The sequence below is a fragment of the Komagataeibacter diospyri genome, assembly GCF_043995075.1.
GTDB lineage: Bacteria > Pseudomonadota > Alphaproteobacteria > Acetobacterales > Acetobacteraceae > Komagataeibacter > Komagataeibacter diospyri.
The window spans coordinates 2,065,829-2,080,670 of sequence record NZ_CP171836.1; the positions used below are offsets into that span (position 1 = coordinate 2,065,829).

The 14,842-nt window shown below is 60.3% G+C and carries 14 protein-coding genes, 1 tRNA gene and 1 riboswitch; of the genes, 7 read left to right on the plus strand and 8 right to left on the minus strand.

Going from position 1 to position 14,842, the window contains the following annotated elements:
- Nucleotides 1–33 precede the first annotated feature (33 nt).
- Nucleotides 34–537 (plus strand): hypothetical protein, encoded by a 504-nt coding sequence (locus tag ACE2AA_RS09715; protein WP_395369606.1) that lies wholly within the window; start codon nt 34–36, stop codon nt 535–537.
- A 69-nt stretch (nt 538–606) separates the two neighbouring features.
- Here ACE2AA_RS09715 and ACE2AA_RS09720 read toward each other — a convergent pair.
- Nucleotides 607–680: transfer RNA gene (locus ACE2AA_RS09720), tRNA-Gly, on the minus strand.
- Between the two features lie 115 nt (nt 681–795).
- Nucleotides 796–876, plus strand: a riboswitch (SAM riboswitch).
- A 128-nt stretch (nt 877–1,004) separates the two neighbouring features.
- On the opposite strand from ACE2AA_RS09720, the gene metZ reads away from it, so the two are divergent.
- The 3 genes from metZ to folE all read left to right on the plus strand — a co-directional run bounded on the left by metZ (nt 1,005) and on the right by folE (nt 3,364).
- Nucleotides 1,005–2,207, plus strand: a complete 1,203-nt coding sequence (gene metZ / locus ACE2AA_RS09725) for an O-succinylhomoserine sulfhydrylase (RefSeq protein ID WP_141261210.1) — start codon at nt 1,005–1,007, stop codon at nt 2,205–2,207.
- Nucleotides 2,208–2,290: 83 nt separating this feature from the next.
- Complete coding sequence (apaG, locus tag ACE2AA_RS09730) at nt 2,291–2,701, plus strand: Co2+/Mg2+ efflux protein ApaG (protein ID WP_141261212.1); 411 nt, start codon at nt 2,291–2,293, stop codon at nt 2,699–2,701.
- A 57-nt stretch (nt 2,702–2,758) separates the two neighbouring features.
- Nucleotides 2,759–3,364: a GTP cyclohydrolase I FolE gene (gene folE / locus ACE2AA_RS09735; RefSeq protein WP_010509068.1), complete on the plus strand. Its 606-nt coding sequence runs from the start codon at nt 2,759–2,761 to the stop codon at nt 3,362–3,364.
- A 99-nt stretch (nt 3,365–3,463) separates the two neighbouring features.
- Here the strand turns inward: folE and ACE2AA_RS09740 are convergent, their stop codons facing one another.
- Nucleotides 3,464–4,039: a DJ-1/PfpI family protein gene (locus ACE2AA_RS09740; RefSeq protein WP_141261126.1), complete on the minus strand. Its 576-nt coding sequence runs from the start codon at nt 4,037–4,039 to the stop codon at nt 3,464–3,466.
- A 25-nt stretch (nt 4,040–4,064) separates the two neighbouring features.
- The gene (gene moaB, locus ACE2AA_RS09745) at nt 4,065–4,619 is read right to left on the minus strand and encodes a molybdenum cofactor biosynthesis protein B (protein WP_141301254.1); all 555 of its coding nucleotides are present in this window, start codon (nt 4,617–4,619) and stop codon (nt 4,065–4,067) included.
- A 262-nt stretch (nt 4,620–4,881) separates the two neighbouring features.
- On the opposite strand from moaB, the gene ACE2AA_RS09750 reads away from it, so the two are divergent.
- The 3 genes from ACE2AA_RS09750 (at nt 4,882) to ACE2AA_RS09760 (ending at nt 7,853) form a co-directional block, all read left to right on the plus strand.
- Nucleotides 4,882–6,360: a carbohydrate porin gene (locus ACE2AA_RS09750; RefSeq protein WP_141261130.1), complete on the plus strand. Its 1,479-nt coding sequence runs from the start codon at nt 4,882–4,884 to the stop codon at nt 6,358–6,360.
- A 45-nt stretch (nt 6,361–6,405) separates the two neighbouring features.
- Nucleotides 6,406–7,389: a phosphotransferase enzyme family protein gene (locus ACE2AA_RS09755; RefSeq protein ID WP_395369608.1), complete on the plus strand. Its 984-nt coding sequence runs from the start codon at nt 6,406–6,408 to the stop codon at nt 7,387–7,389.
- Nucleotides 7,390–7,667: 278 nt separating this feature from the next.
- Entirely contained in the window at nt 7,668–7,853 is a 186-nt protein-coding gene (locus ACE2AA_RS09760) for a hypothetical protein (protein ID WP_141261134.1), read from the plus strand.
- A gap of 71 nt (nt 7,854–7,924) precedes the next feature.
- On the opposite strand, the gene ACE2AA_RS09765 is transcribed toward ACE2AA_RS09760, so the two are convergent.
- From ACE2AA_RS09765 to budA, 5 genes are all read right to left on the minus strand, one after another.
- A complete protein-coding gene (locus ACE2AA_RS09765; RefSeq protein WP_395369610.1) occupies nt 7,925–8,344 on the minus strand; it encodes an NUDIX domain-containing protein in 420 nt (139 codons plus the stop codon).
- A 129-nt stretch (nt 8,345–8,473) separates the two neighbouring features.
- Nucleotides 8,474–10,168: an alpha-keto acid decarboxylase family protein gene (locus tag ACE2AA_RS09770; protein ID WP_395369611.1), complete on the minus strand. Its 1,695-nt coding sequence runs from the start codon at nt 10,166–10,168 to the stop codon at nt 8,474–8,476.
- 139 nt (nt 10,169–10,307) lie between these two features.
- Nucleotides 10,308–12,041 (minus strand): D-lactate dehydrogenase, encoded by a 1,734-nt coding sequence (dld, locus tag ACE2AA_RS09775; RefSeq protein WP_395369612.1) that lies wholly within the window; start codon nt 12,039–12,041, stop codon nt 10,308–10,310.
- 203 nt (nt 12,042–12,244) lie between these two features.
- The gene (gene alsS, locus ACE2AA_RS09780) at nt 12,245–13,936 is read right to left on the minus strand and encodes an acetolactate synthase AlsS (RefSeq protein WP_141301260.1); all 1,692 of its coding nucleotides are present in this window, start codon (nt 13,934–13,936) and stop codon (nt 12,245–12,247) included.
- Between the two features lie 82 nt (nt 13,937–14,018).
- Nucleotides 14,019–14,822 carry an acetolactate decarboxylase gene (gene budA / locus ACE2AA_RS09785; RefSeq protein ID WP_193557673.1) on the minus strand — a complete coding sequence of 268 codons (804 nt, stop codon included), beginning with the start codon at nt 14,820–14,822 and terminating at the stop codon, nt 14,019–14,021.
- Between the last annotated feature and the right edge of the window lie 20 nt (nt 14,823–14,842).

Here is a 14,842-nt window from a genome sequence, read left to right on the forward strand (position 1 = left end):
CGCAACCCTGTTCCCCCAGCCGGAGTGTCCGCCATGCCCCGATTTTTCCCTTCCCTTCGTGGGGCTGCCTGTGTCGCCAGCCTGTCTGCAGCACTTCTGTCGGGCACGGGTGTTGCGCGGGCGGAAAGCGGACCGGTGATCCTGGCGCAGCATCCCGGCACCGAACTGGACCGGCAGGCCCGAAAACTGGTGACACAGGACCTGCATGACGCCGCGAACCAGCGTGAACAGCCCGTCCTGTTGACCGGATCGGGCCAGTTGTCGGACAACCCGCGCCGCATGGCGTTGTTTGTACAGTTGCAGTCCGCCAGCCTGTGCGGATCGGCGGGATGTTCCACGTCCGTGTATCTGCCCGATGGGCGCAAGTGGATTTTGGTTCTGGATTCCGTCAGCGGGCCGATCACCATTACCCCACAGATGCATGACGGCATGCATGACCTGCTGGTTGATGACACGGATCGCTGGATCTGGACCGGCACGACCTATATCGATACGCAGGCGGCAGACGAACCGTCCCCCACGCCGACAGACAGGTAAACGACCGGTACCTCGCGACACCGACATTGCCGGACAGATCGGCTGGACATGGTGTTTTTTTGGGGGGGATGGAGCGGGTGAAGGGAATCGAACCCTCGTATGCAGCTTGGGAAGCTGCCGTTCTACCATTGAACTACACCCGCGTTCCGGCCCCTCTATACTGCACAAGCCGGACGGATGCAATCACCCCGCCATACGGGCGGCAGTTGACGCACCCTGCCCTGATCCGCAATAAGCATTGATGTCTGGCTGGCTTGCCCGTCAGACCCTCGTGATTTGATACGGCCGGCTTGCGGCGAGGTAAAACATACGCGCTAAAGAGGCCTGATCCCGCCCGCAAGGGCGCGGGCATCATGGTTTCCACGGTCGTGAACCGCCTTTTGGGGGAATGGGCTGCCGGAACAGAACCGGCGCTGGCCCCTGCCCGTATTCACGCCCATCCCCGTTCACAGGAATCGCCATCCGCCATGACTGACCAGCCTGATCCCAAATCCTTCCGCCCCGCCACCCGTCTGATCAACGCGGGCCTTGAGCGTACGCCATATGGTGAAACCAGCGAAGCGATGTTCCTGACCTCCGGCTTTGTCTATGACAGCGCGGAACAGGCCGAGGGTACTTTTACGGGCGATGTCTCGCATTACCAGTATTCGCGCTTTGGCAATCCGACCACGTCCAACCTTGAACGCCGCCTGTGTGATCTGGAGGGCGCGGAAGCCTGCGTGCTGACGGCAACGGGCATGGGCGCTGTCTCCTCCGCCCTGCTGGCGCAGGTGCGCGCGGGAGACCGGGTCGTGGCGTCACGCGCACTGTTCGGTTCGTGCCACTGGATCGTGGCCGAGCTGCTGCCGCGTTATGGCGTGGAAACCATATTCGTCGATGGTGGCGACATGGCGGCATGGAAGGACGCGCTGAGCAAGCCTGCGCGCGCCGTGCTGCTGGAAAGCCCGTCCAACCCGATGCTGGATGTGCTGGACATCCGCATGATCTGTGAACTGGCGCACAAGGCCGGGGCGACTGTGGTGGTGGATAATGTGTTCGCGACCCCGCTGTACCAGAAGCCGCTGGAACTGGGTGCGGACGTGGTGGTGTATTCATGCACCAAGCATATCGACGGACAGGGCCGCGTACTGGGTGGCGCGGTGCTGGGCAATGCCAAATGGATTGACGAGGTCCTGCGTCCCTTTACCCGCAATACCGGCAACAGCCTGTCGCCCTTCAACGCATGGGTCATGCTGAAAAGCATCGAGACACTGGGCCTGCGCGTGAATGCCATGACGCAGAATGCCGCAAGGGTTGCGGACTTCCTGGCGGATGCACCCGGCATCGTCCGGGTCTTCTATCCCGGCCGCAAGGACCACCCGCAGTATGAGCTGGCAAAAAAGCAGATGTCCGCCGGTTCCACGCTGGTGGCGTTTGAGGTCGAGGGCGGCAAGGAAGGGGCGTTCGTCTTCATGAACGCACTGCGCCTGATCTCGATTTCCAACAACCTTGGCGATGCGCGCTCGCTTGTCACGCATCCGGCCACGACCACGCACATGAAGCTGGCGCCCGAAGAACGCGCCCGCCTTGGCATTACAGACGGGGCGATCCGCTTTTCCGTCGGACTGGAAGATGCCGACGACCTGATTGATGACCTCAAGCGCGGCATCGCGGCGCTGGGCAACCGGTAAGCAAGGAGCTTCCCTCCATGAGCAAGAACAGGCCTTTCCCTCCCCCCGGTGGGGAAGGAGCGGAATCCCCGCTGGGCGAGACAATGGACAATACCCCCTGTTTCGAGGCGACGACCGACAATGTCCGCGTGGTTGTCCAGACCTTCTGGCTGGATGACCAGTCGGAACCGGATGAACACCGTTATGTATGGGCGTACCGAATCCGTATCGAAAACCACGGCAAGGACCAGATCCAGCTACTGCGCCGCAGCTGGCGCATCGTGGACGGAAAGGGACGGATCGACCGCGTGGAAGGCGACGGCGTGGTAGGGGAGCAGCCCCTTATCGACGCCGCCGCCAGTTTCGAATACATGTCCGGGGCCGCCCTTGAAACGCCAACCGGCTTCATGGGTGGCATGTACCACATGATCCGCCCCGCCAGCCGGCAGCATTTTGATGTCAGTATTCCCGTCTTCAGCCTGGACAGCCCGCATCATCCGGCCATCCTTCATTAAATTTCCCCTCTGCGGCGTGTCCCTGCCGGACAGGCCCATGCAACAAGAACCAACAGCATGACTCCCATCGATTCCCGCCCCTCCCGCACGGAAGCAGAGGAGGCCGTCCGCACCCTGCTGCGCTGGGCGGGTGAAGATCCCGACCGCGAGGGACTGCGTGATACGCCCCAGCGCGTCATAAAATCATATGACGAATTCTTCTGCGGCTATGCCGAAGACCCGGTCGACCTGCTGCGCCGCACCTTTTCCGAAGTCGATGATTATGACGAGATGGTGCTGCTGCGCGATATCCGCGTGGAAAGCCATTGCGAACACCACATGGTGCCCATCATTGGGGTGGCCCACGTAGCCTACCTGCCGCGCAAGCGGGTGGTGGGGATTTCCAAGCTGGCCCGCGTGGTGGATGCCTACGCCCGGCGTTTCCAGATCCAGGAACGGCTGACGGCCCAGATCGCCAACACCATCAACGAGGAACTGCAGCCTTATGGCGTGGGGGTGGTGATCGAGGCATCGCACCAGTGCATGACCACGCGCGGCGTGCATCGTCCCGGCGTGTCGATGGTCACCAGCCGCATGCTGGGCACCTTCCGTACCAATTCGGACACACGGCGCGAATTCCTGTCGATCCTCAACCGTCCGGCCATGAACAGCAGCGGTATCTGATTGATAAAAAAAGTTTTTGGTGCCGCCTTTTTTAAAAAGGCGGCGTTTCCCTGAAGCTTAAAAAAAGCTTCGCCAGAAACTTCTTTATTTATCGCGAGGCTACAGGGTGACTTTCGCCCCCAGCACGGCGATGAACTGTGCAAGCCATGCCGGATGGGCGGGCCATGCCGGGGCCGTGACCAGCTGGCCATCGGTAATCGCGGCATCCAGCGCGATATCGGCATAAATACCATCTGCCAGTTCCACTTCCGGGCGGCAGGCAGGATAGGCTGAAACCTTCCGTCCCGAAATGATGCGGGCGGCAGCCAGAAGCTGGCCCGCATGGCAGATCGCAGCAATGGGCCGGTCGGCAAAGGCGCGGACCAGTTCGATCACCCGTGCGTCCAGCCGCAGGTATTCCGGCGCACGCCCACCGGGCAGGACAAGGCCCGCGTAGTCGCCGTGACTGATCTCATCAAAGGTCGCGTTCAGCGCAAAGCGGTGACCCGGCTTTTCACTGTAGGTCTGCGCCCCCTCAAAATCATGGATGGCGGTCAGGACATGTTCGCCCTTCCTGCGGCCCGGACAGACCGCATCAACGCGATAGCCCAGCATGGTCAGGGCCTGATAGGGCACCATGACCTCATAATCCTCGACATAATCGCCAGCCAGCAGCAGCAGCCTTGGTGCGCTCATTATCCGTTTCCTTCCCGTTATCCGGTCAGTCGTGATGGTCGTCCGGGGACAGGTGCTCACGCAGCCGGGGCATGAGTTCGACAAAATTGCAGGGCACATGGCGACTGTCGAGCTGCCAGACCAGTATGTCGTCCCACCCGTCCTTCACCGCGCCGGATGACCCGGGCAACGCGAACAGATAAGTACCATTCGCAACCCCAGCCAGTGCGCGTGACTGGATCGTGGATGTGCCGATTTTCTGGTAGGACAGCATGCGAAACAGCTCACCAAAGCCTTCAATCCGTTTTTCGATCACTTTATCGAAAGCTTCCGGCGTAACGTCACGGCCCGTTACCCCCGTGCCGCCCGTCGAGATGACGACATCCACCTGCGGGTCCGCAACCCACCCCGACAGGGTGGCGGCAAGCTGCCCGACATCATCGGACACGATGGCGCGCGCTGCCACGGCATGGCCTGCGGCGGTGATGCGCGCGGCCAGTATATCGCCGGATCTGTCCGTTTCCGGCGTACGGGTATCGGATACCGTCAGCACCGCGATGCGGACAGGCAGGAAGGTTTTTTTCATATCAAGTCGCGACATGAAGCCATGTTCACCATTCCCGCGCCATGGCGTCAACGGGCATCGCAGCGGGCATGCCCACCGTCATTCCGACAGGGAAATAATGAGTAATGTGTGAGAACAAACACAAAATTCTGATGTATTTGTGCATTGCACAAAAAAACATACACATTAATAATAACATCTTACATAAATCTATTGATATAACAAAAAAAATTCCTTTACCGTTATTTTACAAAACATTAGTTTTTACATAATTCCCCTGCCAAGGTTTATATTCGGCATGAAATATGCTATCGATACGCGGATGATCAGAACATTCTCCCGCTTTTTTGTCCCGCTATCCCTGCTTCTTCTTGCGTTTTTCACCCAGAGTGAAACCGCATCGGCACAGGCCATCCCCGGCGAAGGACAGGGCGTGATCGGCTCTCAGCCCAGCCTCAACGTCAATGCACGACGTAATGTCCCAGTGAACGATCCGGGATCATTTTTCAGCGCGCCTTACGGAAACCAGCATTTTTTCGGGGACTGGGCCGGGATTCAGCCCTTCCTGCTGAAACACGGCGTACATATCGAGGCCGACGTGCATGAGGAGCTGGCGGGTAACTTCCGTGGCGGTGCCAAGCAGGGCGTGACCGATGCGGGTCAGGTCGGTGTGGAAATCGATATCGACTGGCACAAGCTGGCCGGTGCACCGAAGAATTTCTGGACACATACCATGATCGTGAACGGTCATGGCCGTAATGCCAGTACCGATTACATTCACGATTCCCTTGCCGGCGTGCAGCAGATCTATGGCGCCCGTGGTAACGTGGTCGCCCATCTGGTGTACATGTATGCCGAACAGTCCCTGTTCCATAACCGGCTGGACATCAGCGCAGGCTGGATCCCGGTGGGCAGCTTCTTCGCCGCATCCCCGCTGTTCTGTGACTTCATGAACGTGTCGATATGCGGTAACCCCGCGCCGGGCAAATACGTGCCGGGTGGCCGTGACTGGCCTTCGGGCAACCTGGGTGTCGTAGCCCGCGTCATGCCGACGGTCGATACCTACATCATGGCCAGTATGTTCGCCGTATCACCGCATTCCTATAACGGTGGCATTTCAGGCTGGTCATGGGCACAGAGTGGCCTTGGCAAATTCTCCACCCCGGTGGAAATCGGCTGGCTGCCGGAATTTGGTCCCCACCACCTGGCCGGTCACTACAAGGCAGGTTACGGCTACGACAATTCCCAGTACAGCGACCTGTATCAGGACATAAACGGCAACTCGGCCGTTCTGACGGGCCGGCCGTTCCGCAAGCAGTCGGGCGTCAGTACCGCATGGTTCCAGGCAGACCAGATGTTCATGCGCAATGGCGCAGGTCCGACCAACGGCCTGATCGCGCTGGCGGGCTTCATGTATACGTCGGGCAAGGTCTCGGCAATGAAATACCACGCATGGGCCGGCATGGTGGAAACCGGTGCGAAATGGGGCCGTCCGCTCGATACGGTGGGGGCAATGTTCCACTATTTCGAAATGAGCCGCGCATCCGTCCTGCAGCAGGAATCCTCGGTGCTGGCTGGCACGCCGTTCCTGACCAACCAGTGGGGCAAGGTATGGGGCATCCAGACGCATGAAGATGTGTACGAGCTGTTCTACAACATCCACACCGCTCGTGGCATGAGCTTCCAGCCGGATTTCCAGTACATCAACCGCCCCGGCGGCACCACGACCTATCATGATGCGGCGGTGATGGGCCTGCAGTTCAACTGCATCCTGTAACGCACCCTTCATCAATGGGGTTTCCCACGGTATGGGGGGCGGATCATGACCGATCCCGCCCTCCTTTACCGACAGGCCCATACGGCACTGGCTGATTACCGCCTGCCTGATGCGCAGACCACCCTGCTGTCCATTTCAGAAAACGTCATTTTCCGTATCGACGCAGGCGATGGGCGACGTTATGCACTGCGCCTGCACCGGCCCGGCTACCACAGCGCGCCCGAAATCCGCAGCGAACTGGCATGGCTTGATGCCCTTCACGTAGCGGGACTGGAAGTTCCCCTGCCCATCCCCGCCCATGACGGCATGCCCCTGCGCACCGTGCAGTGTGGTGACGGGGTAACGCGCCATGCGGTCCTGTTTGCATGGATGGATGGCACCGAACCCACGTCGGACATTGACCCGGCAGCCTTTGACCGGCTGGGCCGCATGACCGCACGCCTGCATGGCCACAGCCGCGGCTGGACGCGTCCCGACGGGTTTATCCGCAAGATATGGACACCTGACACCATGACGGGTCCCCACGCCCTGTGGGGACGATGGGACTGGGTACCGGGCATGACCCCATCCGCACACGACCTGATTGCGCAATGCGTGCGGCAGGTTGATGCGCAACTGGCCGGTTATGGCATGCACCCGGATCGATTCGGACTGATCCATGCCGACCTGCGGCTGGCCAACCTGCTGGTCAGCGGCACGCATACACGCCTGATCGACTTTGATGACTGCGGCATAAGCTGGTTCATGCAGGATCTTGCGGCAGCGCTGAGTTTCCATGAAGACCATCCGCATGTACCGCGCTGGGTCGATCACTGGCTACGCGGCTACAGCACGACAGGCACCATTACACAGGCGGATCTGGACATCCTGCCCGCCCTGGTCATCCAGCGCCGCATCCAGCTTCTGGCATGGACCGGCACGCATCACGACACACAACAGGTCCACAGCCTTGGCCCCGACTGGTTCGACGGCACGCTGGGGTTATGCCATGCGTGGACACGGGGGCGACTGCTGCGCGATATCGGCTGACACCGGTTTGGAGAAAAGGATAATTAGATATTTTTTTAATTCATCTATGCGATGAATGCGGCCACATTACTTTTTGGAAACTTTTGTAATGCGCAGGACAGAATGCCGCTGGGTTGCATGGTATCAATTAAATGTGACTTACAGAATCGCATTTCCGGCGTGGTATGTCTTTTATGCCTCATTCCTGACATGTATGGACGTTAGGTAATGTGTCGTTCGGTTAACAACCCGATTCACCGGAGCCCGTCCCGTCCTTGGCACATAACGGAAAAACAGCAATGACCCCTGCAGTTGACACGATTGCCTCGTCCCCGGCAGCTTCCCCCGTCGTCGCCGTTGGACTGTCCGTGGCATCCGATGAAATCCCGACCCGGTCCCAGACCACCCGGATGATCTATTCCCGCCACCGTCGCGCCCTGCGGGACTATGCCCGCACGCTGGCAACCACTACCGACAATGCCTGATCTGCCAGCATCGTTTAATCAGTTGACCGCATGGCCAGCACACCGGCCACGATAAAAATCAAACTTTGACATTATTTTTCTGATCGCATCTGCAGGGCCGCCAGGGCATGGCGGGTTGGTTCGGTCAGATCCACCGGCAACGCGTCCAGTGCGTACCAGCATGGGCCTTCATGCTTGTCCGGTTCCATAAGGGCCGGCACACCCTGCCATGATGTGACCAGATACACAGGCGAAATCCAGTGATATCCGGCATCGGCGTCCATCTGCTCCACAAGGCATAGCAGGTCACGGGCCTGTATGGTGATGCCCAGTTCCTCCGCAATTTCACGTTCTGCCGCCTGGGCCGTGGTTTCGTAAGAATCCACCTTGCCACCGGGCAGGCCCCAGCATCCGGCTTCCGGCCGTTTCAGACGTCGCAGCAGCAGGATACGGCCCTTTTTATCCACAATGGCCGCACCACATCCCACGCGTGGGCCGGTTATTGCCGTCATGTTCCTTTGTCTTCCCATTTAAGAGACTTCTTTAAAACAGCCCCTGAAAAACACATCCCATACGACAAGGGGGCACCCGAAGGCGCCCCCACCCATATGATCCCATTCGGGCATTACAGCGGCTCGTAATCAGCGCACGGCAGGCGGCCGGGCATTGGCGGTTGCAACGCGGCGGCCCCACGAAATCAGGTCGCTGGTGCAATCGTCACGATCGATCACGCATTCGATCAGTGTCGGACCTTCCTTATTCGCGACGGCTGCGGCAATGGCCTTTTCCATTTCAGCGCCGGTCGTGGCGCGGAAACCCTTGCCATGGCCGTCTTCCGCGTTGAATACGTTCACGAGACCTGCATAGTCCCAGTTCTTGATATTGTTGTACGGACCATCATGGATCTGGACTTCAATGGTGTAGCCACGGTTGTTGACCAGGAAAATGATCACCGGCAGCTTCAGCCGCACCATCTGGGCCACTTCCTGCGCCGTCAACTGGAACGATCCGTCGCCAATCATGGCAATGATCCGACGTTCGGGTGCAGCCACGGCATAACCGAAGGTGGCGGGCACGGACCAGCCGATATGACCCCACTGCATTTCCAGTTCCACGCGCGCACCGCGCGGCAGCTTCATCTGCATGGCGTTGAACCAGGAATCCCCGGTCTCGGCAATGACAGACGTATCGGATGTCAGCAGGCCCTGAATCTGGCGGGCCATTTCGGCCCGTACCAGCGGGGCATTGGGGTCGGCTACGGCCACCGGCGCTTCGGGAGGTTTGATGCGGCGGTATTCAACCAGCGTCGCATCCTTTTTTGGTTGGCCCTTCAGCCGTGCGATCAGACCTTCGATCACATCACGCAGGTGCACGCCGTCAAATGCCTTGCCACCGGCCGCGATATGCCGCGTATCCATCAGCGCCACGTTGTCGCCCCTGGGCCACGCGGTCCAGCCAACGGTGGAATAATCATTGAACACCGGCGTCAGGCACAGCACACCATCCGCCCAGTCAAAGATCTGCTGCGCACCGGGGCTGCTGACATCCCCCCAGTACGTCCCGGCATAGGCGGGGTGATCTTCGGGGAAGAAGCTCTTGGCGGCGGCCATGGTAGTCACGACGCAGCCCAGCGTATCGGCCAGACGGATGGCGGCATCCTCGCAGCCTGCGGCACGCAGGCGGCTGCCCACCAGCATGATCGGCTTCCTGCGCGCGGCAATGAAGTCGGCCAGTTCATCAATCGCCAGTTTCAGCGTGTCCGGGTCGGACGGCGCATCCGCCAGGATCGCGCCTGCCGGACCAGGACGCGGGCATGGCTGGGACGAGACATTACACGCGATTTCGATATAGGCCGGCTTCTTCTCACGCAGCGCGGTGCGGATGGCGTGGTCGATCAGCACCGGTGCGTCCCCGGCCGAAGTGATCGAGACCGCCGCACAGGTCAGGCGTTTGGCGATTTCAAGCTGGTAGCCATAATCCGGCGTGCCAATGGTATGGTGCAGGATATGCCCGCTGCCATGATCGTTGGAGTTGGGCGCACCAGAAATCAGAATGACCGGCAGGTTTTCAGCATATGCGCCGCCAATGGCGTTCAGCGCCGACAGCGCGCCCACGCTGAAGGTGACGACGGCGGCACCCGCCCCGTTCGCACGGGCGTAACCTTCCGCGCTGAAACCGCAGTTCAGTTCGTTACAGCAATAAACCTGCCGCAGGCCGTCAATTTCAAGAAGCTGATCCAGCAGGACAAGATTGTAGTCGCCCGCAACCGCGAAATGATCCTTGAGCCCGATCTGCGCCAGGCGTTCACCAAGGTAATGGCCAACTGTATATGTCATTATTCAGACTTTCCTTCCCTTGTGTGGGGGCGTGGCATGCCGCGCCCTTTCCCCATCATGGGGGAACCACATGGATGGCCCGCAACCGGGCCATTATGCCGAAAGGACAGCAGGGGCGGCCGCGTGTGCGGCCAGCTGCTCACCCTACACTTTCGGCAACCCAGTTCCGGCGCTTGGTGGCCTGACCAATGCCCGGATTGAAACAGTTGCACGGATCAAGCTGACGGTAATGGGCCAGCACGTCATCGGGTGCCGCATACAGGTGCCCGAAATTATGTTCCGCCGGGTACCGCGCGCCGCGTCTGTCCAGCAGCGGCAGCATGCGGTGTTCCAGCGCCATGCAGTCATAGCCTTTGCGGACCACATAATCCTGATGCATTACGTGGCACAGGAAATGGCCATAGTACAGCTTGACGATGATCTCGTCATTGATGTCTTTCGGTAGTACCTCGAACCAGTTCTGGTCGTTACGGCGCAGGGCCACGTCCAGCGCCACGATATTCTCGGTCGTATCGGTATGGACGTTGCGGTACCGCACGGCGGCTCCTGCTGCGGCAAAGCGGTGCAGGAATGCCTTCGATCCCTCATCGGGCGTGCATTCGAAGAAATCGCCCTCATGCGTTGCAAAATGGCTTTTCAGGAATTCCCGTGCTTCCTGCGCGCCCGACGCACTGACCTTGAGCATCAGGTGATGTTCAAACCGGTCACGGTAGTCGCGCATGCGCGCGGGCAGGTGCTGCGGAAAGAAATGGCTCATGAACTGCATGAACCGGTCGCTGAAATGCTTGGGCAGGAACCCGATTTTATCAGCCAGACGGTCAAACGCGTTTTTCATCGCGAACATGGCCGGCAGGCGCTTCGTGCCGATCATGCGGATGATGACAAACGTGTCCTTGCCGTATTTTTCGGCAATGTTGAACGCGTCGCGATGCAGGTATTCGCCCGCAATCGGCAGTTCGGCAAAGGATGACAGGATGTGGCGACGCACGTCTTCCAGCACATCGGTCTGGTTGGTGCCGATATAGAAGACGACGGGATCCTTTTCCGCCTCGAACGTATCAAGACGGACGGCGAACAGACCCAGCTTGCCCGCACAGCCAGCCCCTTCGTGCAGGCGACGCAGGTCGGCATTATAGCGGGCGGGCGTGTCAGCATTCACGTCGCGCACATGCCGGGCATAATCGTCGTCATGCCCGCGGCCTGCGTTCCAGTTGATGCTGGCGTCAGGGAAGTTGCCTTCTTCCGTGCGCTTCAGGATTTCCTCGGGATCGCTGCCCAGTTCGATGCCAAGGTGGTTGACCAGCTGCAGCTCGCCCCTGTCCGACACCTGCGCGAACAGCGCCATATCGGTATAGGCCGGGCCACGGCGCACCAGTGCGCCACCGGAATTGTTGCTGACACCGCCAAACACCGACGCGCCAATGCATGACGACCCGATAACCGAATGCGGTTCACGCCCGATGGGCTTGAGCATGTTTTCAAGCTGGTCCAGCGTGGCGCCGGGCAGGCACACGACCTGCCTGCCTTCGCCAATCAGGTGGATCGTGCGCATGCGCATGCTGTGCACGATCACCACGTCGCGGTCATAGGTATTGCCATCAGGCGTGGAGCCGCCGGTCAGCCCGGTATTGGCTGCCTGCATGATCACGATCACGCCCGCCTTCACACAGGCCTGCAGCACACGCCACTGTTCCACCAGCGAACCGGGCATGACCACCGCCAGCGCGCGGCCTTCGCCAAAACGGAACCCCCGGCGATACGGCAGGGTCGCCCCGTCTTCGGTCAGCACATGGTGGTGTCCCACCACCTGCTGAAGTTCCGTAACCAGTCGTGCGCCCGCAGTAGATGACATGTCCTGTGCCGCTTTCAGCATTTTATTTGTTCCTCAATCCCATTCTGAAACCTGCCGGCGCCCCGTGGCCAGGCCATGCCGCATTTCCAAAATAGCGTTTTATAGTCTGGCATGTTCTGCATCGGACGACGTGCGCATAAAATGCCGATGTCACATGTCCAAACAGAACGACCCGCCCGCCGGTCAGGGCGTGGCGGGCCGTTCGCGTCATGCATGCGACCGGTTTATGCGGCGGCCGACGTCTCGCCCAGCGTGGCCAGCGGCTTCATCAGCAGGTGATTCTGGGAATAGTCAACCGGCACCGAGATCACGACCGGACCTTCGATTTCCATGGCTTCGCGCATTGCGCTGGCAATCCCGTCGGCAGACTGCACCGAAATGCCGTGCGCGCCACACGAACGGGCGAACAGGGCGAAGTCGATCGGCCCGAATTCCACACCCGAACCACGACCGTACTTCTTCTTTTCCTGCATCTCGACCATGTTGTAGGCCTGATCAACCCAGACCATGTGGATCAGGTTGCACTTCAGCCGCACCGCCGTTTCCAGTTCCATGCATGACATCATGAAACCGCCGTCACCGGAAATGGAGATCACTTTCTGCGCCGGGTTGACCAGGCTTGCGGCAATACCCCACGGCAGGCCGACGCCCATGGTCTGCTGGCCATTGCTGATCAGCATCTGGCGCGCACGGAAGGACAGCAGGTAACGTGCCAGCCAGATGTGAAAGGTGCCCATGTCAAGGCACATCGTGACATCAGGGGTCACGAACGGCTCAAGCTCACGCACGATCTGCAGCGGATGCACCGCCGTGTTGGAGGTGCTGCGCGCGCCCGACAGCGCGGCCAGACGGGTCGCGTGGTACTGCGACAGGATTTCTTCCAGCTGGGGCGCACGCGGCAGCTTGCCCGCCTGCGTCGCAAGAGCGCGAACAGATGCGGCAATGTCACCGACCAGTTCAACCGCCGGGTCGTAATGCGTGTCCAGTTCGGCAGCCACGACGTCAACATGGACGATCCTGCGGCCGTTATCGACATTCCACAGCCACGGATCGTATTCGATCGGGTTGTAACCGATCGAGATGACCAGATCCGCCTCATGCAGCAGCTGGTCGCCCGGCTGATTGCGGAACAGGCCGACACGACCGCCAAAACGGTCCGACAGGTCTTCCGACACCGCGCCCGCAGCCTGATAGGTACCGATAACCGGCACGCCCGTGGTTGCGACCAGCGCGCGCACGGCGTCAGCGACATCAGGGCGGCTGGCCAGCAGGCCCAGCAGGATGACGGGACGCTGCGCCTTGCGCACCAGCGTCAGCGCCTCGTTCACGGCTTCAGCGGGGGCGGCGCCGGCGGTGGGCACCTTGCGGCCCGACAGCACCTTGCCTTCGGCTGGCATGGACAGGATATCCATCGGCGTACTGACGAAGGCCGCACCCGGACGGCCACTTTCGGCAAAGCGCAGGGCGTTGGAAATGCATTCCGACACGGCAGCAGGAGATGTGATTTCCGCGCTGTATTTCGTGATCGGCTGGAACAGGGCAACGGTGTCCATACTCTGGTGCGTAAGCTTCAGCCGGTCGGCCAGCTTGACCGCGCCACCAATGGCCAGCACCGGGTCGCCTTCGGAATTGGCGGTCGCAAGACCGGTCACGAAGTTGGACGCACCGGGGCCGGAAGTTGCGATGGCCACACCCGCCTTGCCCGTCAGGCGGCCAATACCACCGGCGATGAAGGCAGCATTCTGTTCATGCCGGGTCACCACCGTTTCGATCGGACTGTCCACCAGCGCGTCAAACAGGCGGTCCACCTTTGCACCCGGAATACCGAATACGTGGGTGGTGCCGTGTGCGACCAGGTTGCGCACGATCATGTCCGCCCCGCACTCAGGCGTGGCAGGTTTGTTCTTGTCAGTCATTATTTCAGATATCCTGAACGGGTAGGCGCCGCAGCCAGTGCGCGGGCGGTCAATTCCAAGGAAACGGGAGGGGAAAAACCCCTCAGCCGCCTTCAGCCACGCGAATGGCTTCGTGAATGTTTTCGGGGGACAGGTTGGCGCGCGCGAACTGTTCCGTACGGGGCAGCTGGATTTCCACGTCGGAAATCACGCCCACTTCCAGCCTGCCCTTCAGCACGCCGTAATCGGTCACGTGGCCACCGCGACGCCCGTCTTCCGTCAGGAAGTGCAGGTGATAGCCCGCGACGTTCACGCCCTGCATGTAGCCCGGCGTGCGAAAGCCGAGCATGGTGCCGGTGGACGCACCAAGCTGCATGGTCGGCTGGCGCGCCACCACTTCCAGCATGGGCGGATAGGGACGGCACTGGCAGAACACGGTGCGGGTCTCGACCCGTTCGAACATGCCGGTAAAGCGCACGGCGGCGAACAGGTTGGGATTGTTGACCAGCTGGTCGACAATCGCCTCGAAGCCTTCCTTGTCCTGCGCCGTGTCGATCATGTATTCCTTCTCCGGGTTGAAGAAGGTGACGCAGGCGAACGGGGTCTTGAGATCACCCGGCACGCGTCCGGCCTGACCGTCGGCGCGGAACTGGTGGATCACGCTGTCATTGACGATCATCTCGCCATCCAGCCCGTTGAACGTGCCCAGCCCGAAATTACCGTGCATCAGCAGTTCATCAAGGGTGGTCTCCCCATCGTACACCGCGTCCAGCAGTGCCGCCATGGTGGATGTCTGGTACAGACGGTTCATGCGCGGACGCACGCCCGTCGTATCCGCAGCACTGGAACGGGTATCGATATCGCCTACCGAGTAGCATTTCAGCTTCAAGACCTGAGTCTCCTGCATCGGGTGACAGCACGCCCCTG

Coding starts and splice junctions, on each gene's coding strand:
- ACE2AA_RS09715 (WP_395369606.1), top strand. CDS start 34: ATGCCCCGATTTTTCCCTTCCCTTCGTGGGGCTGCCTGTGTCGCCAGC.
- metZ (WP_141261210.1), top strand. CDS start 1,005: ATGACTGACCAGCCTGATCCCAAATCCTTCCGCCCCGCCACCCGTCTG.
- apaG (WP_141261212.1), top strand. CDS start 2,291: ATGGACAATACCCCCTGTTTCGAGGCGACGACCGACAATGTCCGCGTG.
- folE (WP_010509068.1), top strand. CDS start 2,759: ATGACTCCCATCGATTCCCGCCCCTCCCGCACGGAAGCAGAGGAGGCC.
- ACE2AA_RS09740 (WP_141261126.1), bottom strand. CDS start 4,039: ATGAGCGCACCAAGGCTGCTGCTGCTGGCTGGCGATTATGTCGAGGAT.
- moaB (WP_141301254.1), bottom strand. CDS start 4,619: ATGTCGCGACTTGATATGAAAAAAACCTTCCTGCCTGTCCGCATCGCG.
- ACE2AA_RS09750 (WP_141261130.1), top strand. CDS start 4,882: ATGAAATATGCTATCGATACGCGGATGATCAGAACATTCTCCCGCTTT.
- ACE2AA_RS09755 (WP_395369608.1), top strand. CDS start 6,406: ATGACCGATCCCGCCCTCCTTTACCGACAGGCCCATACGGCACTGGCT.
- ACE2AA_RS09760 (WP_141261134.1), top strand. CDS start 7,668: ATGACCCCTGCAGTTGACACGATTGCCTCGTCCCCGGCAGCTTCCCCC.
- ACE2AA_RS09765 (WP_395369610.1), bottom strand. CDS start 8,344: ATGACGGCAATAACCGGCCCACGCGTGGGATGTGGTGCGGCCATTGTG.
- ACE2AA_RS09770 (WP_395369611.1), bottom strand. CDS start 10,168: ATGACATATACAGTTGGCCATTACCTTGGTGAACGCCTGGCGCAGATC.
- dld (WP_395369612.1), bottom strand. CDS start 12,041: ATGCTGAAAGCGGCACAGGACATGTCATCTACTGCGGGCGCACGACTG.
- alsS (WP_141301260.1), bottom strand. CDS start 13,936: ATGACTGACAAGAACAAACCTGCCACGCCTGAGTGCGGGGCGGACATG.
- budA (WP_193557673.1), bottom strand. CDS start 14,822: ATGCAGGAGACTCAGGTCTTGAAGCTGAAATGCTACTCGGTAGGCGAT.